This window comes from Legionella tunisiensis, from assembly GCF_000308315.1.
In the GTDB taxonomy this organism is placed as follows: Bacteria; Pseudomonadota; Gammaproteobacteria; order Legionellales; family Legionellaceae; genus Tatlockia; species Tatlockia tunisiensis.
This window is the reverse complement of the sequence record NZ_CALJ01000292.1, coordinates 1-13,064: the sequence shown is the minus strand read 5'-3', so window position 1 is coordinate 13,064 and position 13,064 is coordinate 1. Positions and strand designations below refer to the sequence as shown.

Genomic DNA, 13,064 nt, shown 5'->3' with positions numbered 1-13,064 from the left:
CCGGTGTAGTCGCAAAAATCATTGAGTAAGTGATTGATGGTGTGAAACTTAGGAGTTTCACACCAATATGTAAGATAGGCCAGTAGCTCAATTGGCAGAGCGGCGGTCTCCAAAACCGCAGGTTGGGGGTTCGATTCCCTCCTGGCCTGCCAACTACTAGATGATTATGAAAAATACGAATGGTTCCAATATGAACTTTAAAGAAATTATGTTGTGGTTTAGTATCGGGCTAATCGCAATTTTAGCCTTTTTGGGTACCTATTACTTTAATTTTTCAGATCCCATAAAGATCATTATCTGGCTTGGTTGGTTTGTTTTAACAGGATTGTTAGCCTTTTTTACATCTAAAGGTAAAGAGGTCTTTGAATTTGCAAAAGACGCAAAGATAGAGTTGCAAAAGGTAGTCTGGCCGTCACGTCAGGAAACCGTACAAACTACATCAATTGTTATGATCATGGTTGCAGTCACGGGATTCATTCTGTGGGGTATTGATTCTGGCATGATGTGGGTAATCGCTAAATTAACACACTTGGGTTGATAATACGGTGGAAGAGCAAAAAACTAAACAGTGGTATGTGGTTCATGCCTATTCAGGACATGAAAATTTTGTTATGCGTGAAATTAAATCGCGCGCAGAACACCACAACCTACAAGATAGAATAGGTGAAGTAGTCGTTCCATCTGAAGAAGTTGTTGAAATGCGTGCGGGCCAAAAAAGAAAAAGCACTCGTAAATTTTTTCCCGGCTATGTGTTGGTGAATATGGTTATGGATGATGAAACCTGGCATATGATCCGTGCAATTCCACGTGTCTTGGGTTTTATTGGTGGAACCAGTCAAACGCCAACTCCTATCTCTGATAAAGAAGCTCGTGCAATTCTACAACGTGTGGAAGATGGTGTAACTAAACCTAAACCGAAGATTCTGTTCGAGCCAGGTGAAGTGGTTCGAGTGAAGGATGGACCGTTTGTTGATTTCAATGGTGTTGTAGAAGAAGTGAATTATGAGAAAAGTAGACTGCGAGTAGCGGTGCTCATATTTGGCCGTTCTACACCAGTCGAACTTGAGTTCAGTCAAGTAGAAAAGAGTTAAATTGTCTGTATGTTAACCGGGGAGTCAAATTAATATTTGCCCTTGATGTTTGAAGAGCAATTATGAACTGACGTTATACCCATGAGGAGTAATGATGGCTAAAAAAGTAGAAGCATATATAAAATTACAAATTCCAGCTGGTAAGGCTAACCCAAGCCCACCTGTTGGTCCAGCTTTAGGACAACGTGGTGTAAACATCATGGAATTCTGTAAGGCTTTTAATGCTGCAACACAAAGTATGGAACAGGGCTTGCCGACGCCTGTAGTGATTACTGTATATAGTGATCGCAGCTTTACCTTTATCACTAAGACCCCTCCAGCTTCTGTTTTGCTTAAAAAGGCTGCGGGTATACAGAGTGGAAGTGGAACTCCCAATACCAAGAAAGTTGCTAAACTTAACCGCGCTCAACTTGAAGAGATCGCTAAAACAAAAGAGCCTGATCTTACAGCGGGAAGTTTGGACGCAGCAGTACGCACTATTGCAGGAACTGCGCGCAGCATGGGTATTGAGGTTGAAGGTGTTGAATAAGGGGTTACCATGGCTAAGTTAAGTAAAAAACAGCAAAAAATTCGTGAAAAAATTAAGATAAGTCATCTTTATGATGCAGTTGAAGCAATTGAAGTATTGAAGGAATTTTCTAGTAGTAAATTTAAAGAAAGTGTTGATGTGAGTATTAACCTTGGTGTTGACCCACGTAAATCTGATCAAGTCGTTCGTTCATCAACTAATCTGCCCAAGGGAACAGGGAAAACTGTCCGTGTGGCGGTGTTTGCCCAGGGCGACAATGCCACTAAGGCAAAAAATGCTGGTGCTGATATAGTTGGGTTTGAAGATCTTGCAGATCAAATTAAAGCCGGCGAAATGAATTTTGATGTTGTTATTGCAACGCCTGATGCAATGCGCATTGTAGGTCAACTTGGACAAATTCTTGGACCACGCGGCTTAATGCCAAATCCAAAGGTTGGTACAGTAACAATGAATGTGGAAGCAGCAGTTAATGATGCGAAATCAGGTCAAGTTCGCTATCGAACTGATAAGAATGGTATTATCCACTGTTCGGTTGGTAAAGCAGATTTTAGTGCTGAGGATTTGTTAGTTAACATTTCTGCATTGATGGCAGATCTGCGCAAAGCGAAGCCAGCTTCCTCAAAAGGTGTGTATTTTAAGAAAATATCATTTTCTACTACAATGGGGCCGGGTTTGCCTATTGATATTGCTACAATACCCGTGTAACATATATGGCCCTTTAAACCGCTTTCACGGCATAGACATGGTTCGATGCCGTCGAAGACCGCAGGTGCCTCAGGCTTAATTTCCTGCGCAGACGGTGAACCGGCTCTGGAATTCTCCGAGACGGCCACCATAACTGTCAAATCCAAAGGATTTGCACAACTTAGGAGGTCAGTAACGTGACGTTAACATTAGCTGCAAAGAAAGCTGTTGTTGAAGAAGTAACTGTCGTTGCTTCTAAAGCTATTTCGGCAGTCGTTGCTGATTATCGTGGTTTAACAGTAAATCAAATGACCCAACTCCGTAGCGGAGCACGCAAAGCTGGTGTTTACATGCGAGTAGTGCCCAATACACTCGCGCGCAGAGCGTTTGAAAAAACCGAATTTGCTTGTTTGAGTGATAAGTTGGTAGGTCCTCTGTTTATTGCATTGTCACTTGAAGCACCAAGCGATGCTGCAAGAATGCTGAAGGATTTCGTTAAAACATTTGATAAGCTTGAAATCAAAGCATTAGCAGTGAGTGGTAAGGTTTATGAAGCCGATCAGCTTGATGCGGTTGCTAGCTTGCCAACACGTGATGAGGCGTTAGCCAAGTTGCTGTATGTGATGAAAGCACCTGTTGAGAAGTTTGTGCGTACACTTGCAGCCCCGCATGCCAAATTGGTTAGAACGGTTGCAGCTGTTAAAGACACAAAATAATAGACCACATAATCTTTTAATATTTTAACTTAGGAGCTAGAAATGGCTGTATCTCAAAACGACATTCTTGAAACAATTTCTAAAATGTCTGTAATGGAAGTGGTAGAACTTATCGAAGCAATGGAGAAGAAATTCAACGTATCTGCTGCTGCCGCTGCTGTTGCTGTTGCCGCACCAGCTGCTGGCGCTGGCGCTGCTGCTGAAGAAAAGACTGAATTTGATGTTGTAATGTCAAGTTTTGGTGCTAACAAAGTAGGCGTTATTAAGGCAGTACGTGAAATTACTGGTTTGGGCTTGAAAGAAGCTAAAGATCTAGTAGAAGGTGCTCCTTCAACTATTAAAGAAGGTGTATCTAAAGACGAAGCCGCTGACATTAAAAAGAAACTTGAAGAAGCTGGCGCGTCTGTCGACGTTAAGTAATACCGTTGTTTATAAGTATAAAAACCCGGCCATGGTTACATGGCTGGGTTTGTGTGTTTGATGACATCAATAATTTACAGAGGAACCACCATGGCAATTGCAAAAGCTAAACCTCAATATTCGCATGCTGAGAAAAAACGATTTCGCAAGAGCTTTGGTAGGCAAGCAGATAAGATGAAAATTCCTAATTTGCTTGAGATCCAGCTAAAGTCTTATAGTGATTTTTTACAAACTGACTCCGGCAGTGTGCAGCAAGAGACTGGCCTGCACGCTGCGTTCTCGTCAGTATTTCCTATTGAAAGCTTCTCCGGCAATGCTCGTCTAGAATACGTGAGCTACAAATTAGGCGAACCGGCGTTTGACGTAAAAGAATGTAAACTGCGTGGATTAACTTATTCAGCGCCTCTTCGGGTAAAAATACGACTCGTTGTCCTGGATAAAGATGCTGCGGGCGAGCCTAAGCCAATTAAAGATATTCGTGAACAAGATGTTTTTATGGGTGAAATACCCCTGATGACAGATGTAGGTACTTTTGTTGTTAATGGTACTGAACGAGTTGTTGTATCTCAATTACATCGTTCGCCTGGTGTTATATTTGAGCATGATAAAGGTAAGACACACTCTTCCGGAAAGTTGTTATATTCTGCGCGTACTATACCTTATCGTGGTTCATGGTTGGATTTTGAATTAGATCCTAAAGACTGCGTTTTTGTACGAATTGATAGACGACGCAAGTTACCTGTAACTATTTTATTGCGCGCTTTGGGTTATGAAACAGAAGATATATTGAGTGAGTTTTTTGAGTCTACTTATTGCCAACTAAGAAATGGTGAATTCCATATTAATTTAATTCCTGCCAGACTTCGTGGTGAAATTGCTTCCTTCGACATTGTTGTTCCAGAAACTGGTGAGTTGATCGTAGAGTTAGGTCGACGTATCACTGCTCGACACATTAAGCAGATGGAAAAGAGCAACATGCAAGATCTGGTTGTTCCAAGAGATTATTTGATTGGCAAAATTCTGGCAAAGCATGTTGTTAATACAGAAACTGGTGAAGTGCTTGCTCAGGCTAATGATGAGGTAACTGCTGAATTACTGGATCAGCTTGCTGAGCAAGGAATTCTCAATCTCGAAATGATCTATACCAATGATCTAGATCATGGTTCATATATTTCTGATACTTTGAAGATAGATCCTACCACTAGCCAGCTTGAGGCTTTGGTTGAAATCTATAGAATGATGCGTCCAGGAGAGCCTCCTACCAAGGAAGCCGCAGAAGCGTTATTCAAAAATCTTTTCTTTGCTGAAGATCGCTATGATTTATCAGCGGTTGGTCGTATGAAATTTAACCGACGTGTAGGTCGAAAAGAAGATACTGGCCCTAGTACTTTAACTAAAGAAGACATTCTTGCTGTTATCAAGACCCTTATCGATATTCGTAACGGTATTGGTATGGTTGATGATATTGACCACCTTGGTAACCGCCGTGTGCGTAGTGTTGGCGAAATGGCGGAAAACCAGTTCCGTGTCGGTTTAGTCCGCGTAGAACGTGCTGTCAAAGAGCGGTTGAGTCTCGTTGAATCAGAGAATCTGATGCCGCAAGATCTGATTAATGCTAAGCCAGTCTCTGCAGCGATCAAAGAATTTTTGGTTCTAGTCAGTTGTCGCAGTTTATGGATCAAGTTAACCCGCTGTCAGGTGTTACTCATAAACGCCGTGTTTCGGCTCTTGGCCCAGGCGGTTTAACGCGTGAACGTGCTGGCTTTGAGGTGCGTGACGTTCATACAACACATTATGGTCGTGTTTGCCCGATTGAGACGCCTGAAGGACCAAACATTGGTTTAATTAACTCTTTGTCTGTTTATGCCCGCACAAATGAGTATGGCTTTATTGAGACCCCTTGCCGAAAAGTTGTCGACGGTCATGTTACTGATGAAATCGAATATCTCTCAGCGATTGAAGAGGTAGATCAGTATATTGCACAATCAAGCGTTGAAGTGGATGCAAAGGGTAAAATCCTGGCTGATCTTGTTCCTTGTCGGCATCAAAACGAGTTTTCATTGACAACTCCAGATAAGATTAACTATATGGATGTGTCACCTAAGCAAATCGTTTCTGTGGCTGCATCACTGATTCCTTTCTTGGAGCATGATGATGCTAACCGAGCCTTGATGGGATCAAACATGCAACGTCAGGCGGTACCAACGTTACGTTCTGAAAAACCGTTGGTAGGAACTGGCATGGAGCGTACCGTTGCCTCCGACTCAGGTGTGTCCGTTGTTGCAAAACGCGGTGGTATCATTGATTTAGTGGATGCTTCGCGTATTGTTGTCCGTGTCAATGATGATGAAACAACAGCAGGTGAAGCTGGTGTTGATATCTATAACCTGACGAAGTACTTCCGTTCAAATCAGGATACCTGTATCAATCAAAGACCGATTGTTTCTGCTGGCGATCGTATCCAACGAGGTGATGTACTAGCTGATGGTCCATGTACTGACATGGGTGAACTTGCGCTAGGACAAAATTTGTTAGTCGCTTTCATGCCTTGGAATGGTTATAACTTCGAGGACTCTATCCTAATTTCGGAACGGATTGTACAAGAAGATAGATTTACAACAATCCACATCGAAGAATTAACTTGTATTGCCAGGGATACCAAACTAGGCACTGAAGAAATTACAGCGGATATTCCAAATGTTGGCGAGTCAGCTTTGGCTAACCTGGACCAGTCTGGTGTTGTCTATATCGGCGCTGAGGTTAGTGCTGGCGATATTTTGGTTGGTAAGGTAACACCGAAAGGTGAAACACAACTTACACCAGAGGAAAAATTACTACGTGCTATTTTCGGTGAGAAAGCGTCTGATGTGAAAGATTCTTCTCTACGCGTTCCTTCAGGAATGAATGGAACAGTAATTGATGTTCAGGTCTTTACACGCGATGGTCTTGAAAAAGATGAGCGCGCCAAAAGTATTGAAGAGGAGCATCTAGCACGAGTTCGCAAAGATTTGATCGATGAGCGCCGTATCCGTGAAGAAGATATTTATCATCGTGTAAACAGCTTGCTATTGAATAAGTCTGCAACTGGTGGACCAGGTTCTATAAAAGCGGGCACTAAAATTACTGCAGCACATTTAGAAAAAATCGACCGGGAAAAATGGTTTGATATTCATGTTGATGATGATGTTGTAAGCCAGCAATTAGAACAACTTTCTAAGCAATTAGAATTACTAAGCAAGGAAATGGAAAAACGCTTCAACGATAGTCGTAAAAAATAATTCAGGGTGATGATTTAGCTCCTGGCGTATTGAAGATCGTTAAAGTCTACCTCGCTGTTAAGCGTCGTATTCAGCCTGGCGACAAGATGGCTGGACGACACGGAAACAAAGGGGTTATTTCAATTGTTGTTCCTGTAGAAGATATGCCTTATATGGAAGATGGTACGGCTGTAGATATCGTACTAAATCCATTAGGGGTACCTTCGCGTATGAACATCGGTCAGGTATTGGAAACCCATCTTGGTTTAGCTGCTAAAGGGCTTGGCCATAGAATTGCTGCACTATTGGATAGTCAAAGTCCTACGGGTGAAATCAGAGATTATTTAGGCAAAATATATAATCATGATGAACAGGAGCGTGTACATCTCGATAGTCTGAATGATAGCGAATTGATGCTGTTGGCAGATAATCTGAGAGATGGTGTTCCTATGGCAACGCCAGTATTTGATGGAGCAAGCGAGGCAGAAATTAAATCTATGCTCGAATTAGCCGGTTTACGTGCTGATGGTAAGACAATATTGTTTGACGGAAGAACTGGTAAGCAATTTGATAATCCAGTAACCGTTGGTTATATGTACATGCTCAAGCTTAACCATTTAGTTGATGACAAAATGCATGCTCGCTCTACGGGGTCGTATAGTCTGGTAACCCAGCAACCTCTTGGTGGAAAGGCGCAATTTGGTGGTCAACGATTTGGGGAGATGGAAGTGTGGGCCTTAGAGGCTTATGGTGCCGCTTATACGTTGCAAGAGATGTTAACAGTTAAATCGGATGATGTCGGTGGAAGGACTAAGATATTAAAAACATAGTTGATGGTGATCATCGAATGGATCCTGGCATGCCTGAGTCTTTCAATGTATTACTGAAGGAAATAAGAGCATTGGGTATTGATATCGAATTGGATCACGACTAATCGTTCCCTGAATAATTCTGACTAATTAATTTTTGGAGGCATAGACTTGGCTACTCTAGACCCGATGAGAAAACCACCTGTAATGAGTGACTTGCTTGGTATCCTCAAACAGCAGGGGCAAAGTGAAGAATTTGACGCAATTAAAATTGCGCTGGCTTCGCCTGATTTAATTCGCTCATGGTCTTATGGTGAGGTGAAAAAACCAGAGACTATTAACTACCGGACGTTCAAACCCGAGCGTGATGGATTATTTTGCGCGAAAACCTTTGGTCCAGTAAAAGACTATGAATGTTTATGCGGTAAATATAAGCGTCTCAAGCATCGTGGTGTTATCTGTGAAAAATGTGGCGTTGAACTCGCACTTGCAAAAGTACGGCGTGAGCGTATGGGGCATATTGAATTAGCCAGTCCAGTGGCCCACATATGGTTCCTCAAATCACTACCATCCCGTATTGGTCTTTTGCTTGATATGACACTGCGTGATATAGAGCGAGTTCTCTATTTTGAAGCATTCGTCGTTGTTGATCCTGGTATGACGGAATTAGAGCGTGGTCAATTACTTAATGACGAAGTTTATCTTGACGCGATGGAACAATATGGTGATGAATTTGATGCGCGCATGGGCGCTGAAGCAATTCGTGATTTACTGCGTCAAATTGATTTAGAAGAAGAAATTAAATCTTTACGCGAAGAATTGCCGACAACGAATTCGGAAACGAAGATTAAGAAGATCACCAAACGATTGAAGTTGCTCGAAGCATTTTATGAGTCAGGAAATAAACCTGAGTGGATGATCATGGATGTGTTGCCAGTGCTTCCTCCAGATCTACGCCCGCTTGTACCATTAGATGGTGGACGTTTCGCTACGTCAGACTTAAATGATCTTTATCGTCGGGTTATCAACCGTAATAACCGCTTAAAGAGACTTCTTGATTTAAGCGCGCCTGATATTATTGTTCGAAATGAAAAGCGGATGTTGCAAGAATCAGTTGACGCCTTGCTTGATAATGGTCGTCGTGGTCGTGCGATTACTGGTACGAATAAGCGTCCACTGAAATCTCTTGCGGATATGATTAAAGGTAAGCAAGGCCGTTTCCGCCAAAATCTTCTTGGAAAACGCGTTGATTATTCTGGCCGTTCTGTAATTGTTGTGGGACCGACTTTACGTTTGCATCAATGTGGATTGCCAAAGAAAATGGCCCTGGAATTATTCAAACCATTTATTTTTAGCAAACTTGAGTTTAGAGGTTTAGCAACAACGATTAAAGCTGCTAAGAAAATGGTTGAAAGAGAAGAGCCTGTAGTTTGGGATATTCTCGATGATGTTATTCGTGAGCATCCCATTCTACTCAACCGTGCGCCAACGCTGCACCGACTTGGTATTCAGGCATTTGAACCTGTATTAATCGAAGGGAAAGCCATCCAATTGCACCCTCTAGTCTGTACAGCATATAACGCTGACTTTGACGGGGACCAGATGGCTGTGCACGTGCCTCTGACTATAGAGGCACAGTTGGAAGCACGTTCGTTGATGATGTCGACAAATAATATTTTGTCGCCAGCGAGTGGTGAGCCGATCATCGTACCTAGTCAGGACGTGGTATTGGGACTTTACTATCTGACACGTGAGCGTATTAATGCACTTGGTGAAGGCAAGATCTTTGTAAGCGCTCAAGAAGCTCAGAACTTTTATGAAGCAGGTTACGTAGATATCCATGCGAAGGTAAAAATTAGAATGCCGCGCGAGGATGGTGAAAATGGTTTCCACTTGGTAGAGACGACCGTCGGGCGTGCCATTCTTGCTGATATTCTGCCTAAGGGAATGCCTTTTGCCCAGATTAATAGGGCGATGACCAAAAAAGCCATTACTAAGGTTGTAGACAGTTGCTACCGTAAATTTGGTTTGAAAGAAACAGTTATCTTTGCTGACCAACTTATGTACACTGGATTTAAATATGCTACTCGTGCCGGTGCTTCAATCGGTATCGAAGATATGGAAATTCCAGATGATAAAGCTGCGATCATTGAACAGGCTGACAATGAAGTTCGCGAGATTGAATCCCAGTTCCGTTCAGGTCTCGTTACCAATGGCGAGCGCTATAACAAAGTAATCGATATATGGTCACGAACCAACGAAATGGTGGCCAAGTCGATGATGGCTAAGATTGCTACGGAAGAAGTCGTTGACCGTACTGGTAAAACGTTACGCCAAGAATCCTTTAACCCAATCTTTATGATGGCTGATTCTGGCGCTAGAGGATCTGCTGCTCAGATCAGACAGCTTGCTGGAATGCGGGGATTGATGGCTGCGCCAGATGGCTCGATTATTGAGACACCAATTACAGCTAACTTCCGTGAAGGTCTGAACGTATTCCAGTATTTTATTTCTACACACGGAGCGCGTAAGGGTCTAGCCGATACAGCGTTAAAAACAGCAAACTCAGGTTATCTCACTCGCCGCTTAGTTGATGTGGCGCAGGACGTAGTTATTACTGAGGATGATTGCGGTACAGAAAATGGTATCTTGATGCAGCCGCTGATTGAGGGTGGTGACATTGTTGAGCCGCTACATGAACGAGTACTAGGTCGGGTTGTCGCTAAAGATGTTTACGTTCCTAACCAGGATGAGCCAGTTGTTACTACAGGTACACTGTTGGATGAAGATTGGGTTGAGGAACTTGAGAAATTTGGTGTTGATCAGGTTACAGTCCGTTCGCCTATTACCTGTGATACCCGCTTTGGTCTCTGCGCTAAATGTTATGGCCGTGACTTAGCTCGTGGTCATCTAGTAAATACTGGTGAAGCTGTGGGTATTATTGCTGCCCAATCCATTGGGGAGCCAGGAACTCAGTTAACGATGCGTACTTTCCATATTGGGGGAGCAGCATCAAGAGCAACTGCGGCAAACAATATTCAAATTAAGAATAAAGGTGTGATTCGTCTGCATAACATCAAAACTGTAACACATGAAAATAGCAACCTTGTTGCTGTTTCACGCTCAGGTGAGGTCTCTATTGTAGATGACTTTGGTCGTGAGAGAGAGCGTTATAAACTTCCTTATGGTGCGGTTCTAACTGTACATGACAACATGGCGGTAGAAGCTGGGCAGGTTATTGCTACCTGGGATCCACATACTCACCCCGTTATCTCTGAAGTAAGCGGTCGTCTGAAATTTGTCGATCTTATCGAGGGGTTAACGATGAATCGCCAAACCGATGAATTAACTGGTTTGAGTAATATCGTAGTAACGGATGCCAAGCAACGCACGGCTGCAGGCCGGGATTTACGTCCAATGGTTAAACTCGTATCTGATGATGGTGATGATATCTATTTGGCTGGTACGAATGTTCCTGCACAGTATTACTTGCCAGTAGATGCGATTATTAATTTCGAAGATGGCGGCACAGTAGGTATTGGGGATGTTATTGCACGTATTCCACAAGAGCGTTCTAAGACCCGTGATATTACCGGGGGTCTACCACGCGTAGCTGACTTGTTTGAAGCAAGAAAGCCAAAAGATGCTGCTGTGATGGCTGAAACGTCTGGATTAGTGAATTTTGGTAAGGAAACCAAAGGTAAGAGACGGTTGATAATAACTGCGTCGGAACAGCATTCACATGAAGAACTCATTCCTAAATGGCGTCATATTTCGGTCTTTGAGGGTGAACATGTTGAGCGTGGTGAAGTAATAGCCGATGGACCGCTTAACCCGCACGATATTTTACGTTTGCTTGGTGTTGGTGCTTTGGCGAATTACATTGTCAACGAAGTACAAGACGTATACCGCTTACAAGGTGTGAAGATTAACGACAAGCACATTGAAACGATCGTTCGGCAGATGTTACGCAAACGTATTATTACATCTGCTGGTGATTCAAAATTCCTGGTCGGTGAGCAAATCGAAGAGAGTGTAATGTTACAAGAAAATGACAAGCTCGCTGCAGAAGGAAAACAAGTGGCTCAAGGTACACCAATATTACTTGGTATTACCAAGGCCTCTTTGGCAACTGAATCATTCATTTCCGCTGCGTCATTCCAAGAAACAACTCGTGTTCTGACGGAAGCGGCTGTAAGTGGGAAAATTGATGATTTGCGCGGTTTGAAAGAGAACGTGATGGTAGGTCGCCTAATTCCAGCAGGAACCGGCTATGCGTACCACCAAGGACGAAAAGCGAAACGCGCGAAGGCCGCTGCTGCAGGTACTGAGCATAATGCGCATATGGTGACTGCTAGTGATGTGGAACATGCATTAAGTGAGGCACTTAATGCAGACAGTCATGATGAATAATGCTGATCTATTACCAGTAGGTTTGAACTTGACAAACCTGCTGGACCTATATAGAATCCGGCCTCCTTATGCACTCGAAATAAATACAAATTGAAAGTTCGGAGTTAAGAATAAATGGCTACTATTAATCAGTTAGTAAGAAAGCCTCGCGTGGACGCCAAGAGGAAATCTAACGTTCCCGCATTGGAATCCTGTCCGCAACGACGAGGTGTATGTACACGCGTTTACACTACAACACCTAAAAAGCCTAACTCAGCTATGCGTAAGGTTGCTCGTGTTCGTTTGACAAATGGTTTTGAGGTGTCTTCATACATCGGTGGTGAAGGCCACAATTTACAGGAGCACTCTGTAGTACTAATCCGTGGTGGTCGTGTTAAGGACTTACCAGGTGTGCGTTATCACACTGTACGGGGTAGTTTGGATACTTCCGGTGTTAATGACCGTAAACAAGGTCGTTCTAAATACGGAACCAAAAAACCGAAAGATAAGAAATAATCTGATTTTAGGAAGCTAGAAATGCCAAGAAGAAGAGAAGTCCCCAAGCGCGAGATTTTGCCTGATCCAAAGCATCACAGTGAATTGCTTGCGAAGTTTATTAATGTGCTGATGATTAGCGGTAAAAAATCAACTGCTGAGAAAATTATTTATGGCGCATTAGAATTGTTGAGCGATCGTGTTAAGAAGACCAAGAAAAGTGATGATGAAAGCGGCGAGCAAGGTAGTACTGGCAGCGCCACTGGTGTTTTACACTATTTTGAGCAAGCCCTTGACAATGTTCGACCCAGCGTTGAAGTTCGTTCACGACGTGTTGGTGGAGCAACTTACCAGGTTCCGGTTGAAGTTCGCACCGATAGAAGCATTGCTTTAGGTATGCGTTGGATTGTTCAGGCAGCGCGTTCACGCGGTGAAAAAGGTATGATGTTGCGTCTGGCTGGCGAATTGATGGATGCATTTGAAAGTAAAGGGTCAGCTGTAAAAAACGTGAAGATACTCATAAGATGGCCAAAGCTAACCAAGCCTTCGCTCATTTTAGATGGAATTAAGAGAGAGGTAAGTCGTGTCTACACCATTGGAGCTATACAGAAATATCGGCATTGCCGCGCACGTTGATGCTGGAAAGACGACTACTACCGAGCGCGTTCTGT

Annotated in this window: 9 protein-coding genes, 1 tRNA gene and 2 pseudogenes; all 12 read left to right on the top strand. The window is 43.1% G+C overall.

The annotated features are described in order from the left end of the window. Positions 1-76 precede the first annotated feature (76 nt). Positions 77-152: transfer RNA gene (locus BN58_RS17420), tRNA-Trp, on the top strand. 14 nt (positions 153-166) lie between these two features. After that, entirely contained in the window at positions 167-538 is a 372-nt protein-coding gene (secE, locus tag BN58_RS17415) for a preprotein translocase subunit SecE (protein WP_026069573.1), read from the top strand. 7 nt (positions 539-545) lie between these two features. Continuing rightward, the gene (gene nusG, locus BN58_RS17410; protein ID WP_019217934.1) at positions 546-1,091 is read left to right on the top strand and encodes a transcription termination/antitermination protein NusG; all 546 of its coding nucleotides are present in this window, start codon (positions 546-548) and stop codon (positions 1,089-1,091) included. 94 nt (positions 1,092-1,185) lie between these two features. After that, a complete protein-coding gene (gene rplK, locus BN58_RS17405) occupies positions 1,186-1,620 on the top strand; it encodes a 50S ribosomal protein L11 (protein ID WP_019217933.1) in 435 nt (144 codons plus the stop codon). Positions 1,621-1,629: 9 nt separating this feature from the next. Continuing rightward, positions 1,630-2,325 carry a 50S ribosomal protein L1 gene (rplA, locus tag BN58_RS17400; protein ID WP_019217932.1) on the top strand — a complete coding sequence of 232 codons (696 nt, stop codon included), beginning with the start codon at positions 1,630-1,632 and terminating at the stop codon, positions 2,323-2,325. Between the two features lie 176 nt (positions 2,326-2,501). Further along, positions 2,502-3,020, top strand: a complete 519-nt coding sequence (gene rplJ / locus BN58_RS17395; protein WP_019217931.1) for a 50S ribosomal protein L10 — start codon at positions 2,502-2,504, stop codon at positions 3,018-3,020. A 42-nt stretch (positions 3,021-3,062) separates the two neighbouring features. Further along, positions 3,063-3,440 (top strand): 50S ribosomal protein L7/L12, encoded by a 378-nt coding sequence (rplL, locus tag BN58_RS17390; protein ID WP_019217930.1) that lies wholly within the window; start codon positions 3,063-3,065, stop codon positions 3,438-3,440. Positions 3,441-3,530: 90 nt separating this feature from the next. Beyond that, a pseudogene (gene rpoB / locus BN58_RS26730) lies at positions 3,531-7,631 on the top strand (DNA-directed RNA polymerase subunit beta). Between the two features lie 82 nt (positions 7,632-7,713). Then, on the top strand, positions 7,714-11,919 hold the full coding sequence (rpoC, locus tag BN58_RS17380) for a DNA-directed RNA polymerase subunit beta' (protein ID WP_040916735.1): 4,206 nt from the start codon (positions 7,714-7,716) through the stop codon (positions 11,917-11,919). A 114-nt stretch (positions 11,920-12,033) separates the two neighbouring features. Continuing rightward, the gene (gene rpsL, locus BN58_RS17375) at positions 12,034-12,414 is read left to right on the top strand and encodes a 30S ribosomal protein S12 (protein WP_019217926.1); all 381 of its coding nucleotides are present in this window, start codon (positions 12,034-12,036) and stop codon (positions 12,412-12,414) included. Between the two features lie 21 nt (positions 12,415-12,435). Next, positions 12,436-12,962 (top strand): annotated as a pseudogene (gene rpsG, locus BN58_RS17370) (30S ribosomal protein S7). A gap of 14 nt (positions 12,963-12,976) precedes the next feature. Continuing rightward, positions 12,977-13,064, top strand: an 88-nt coding sequence (locus tag BN58_RS38040) for a GTP-binding protein (RefSeq protein WP_408605507.1), incomplete at its 3' end; no start/stop codon positions are given.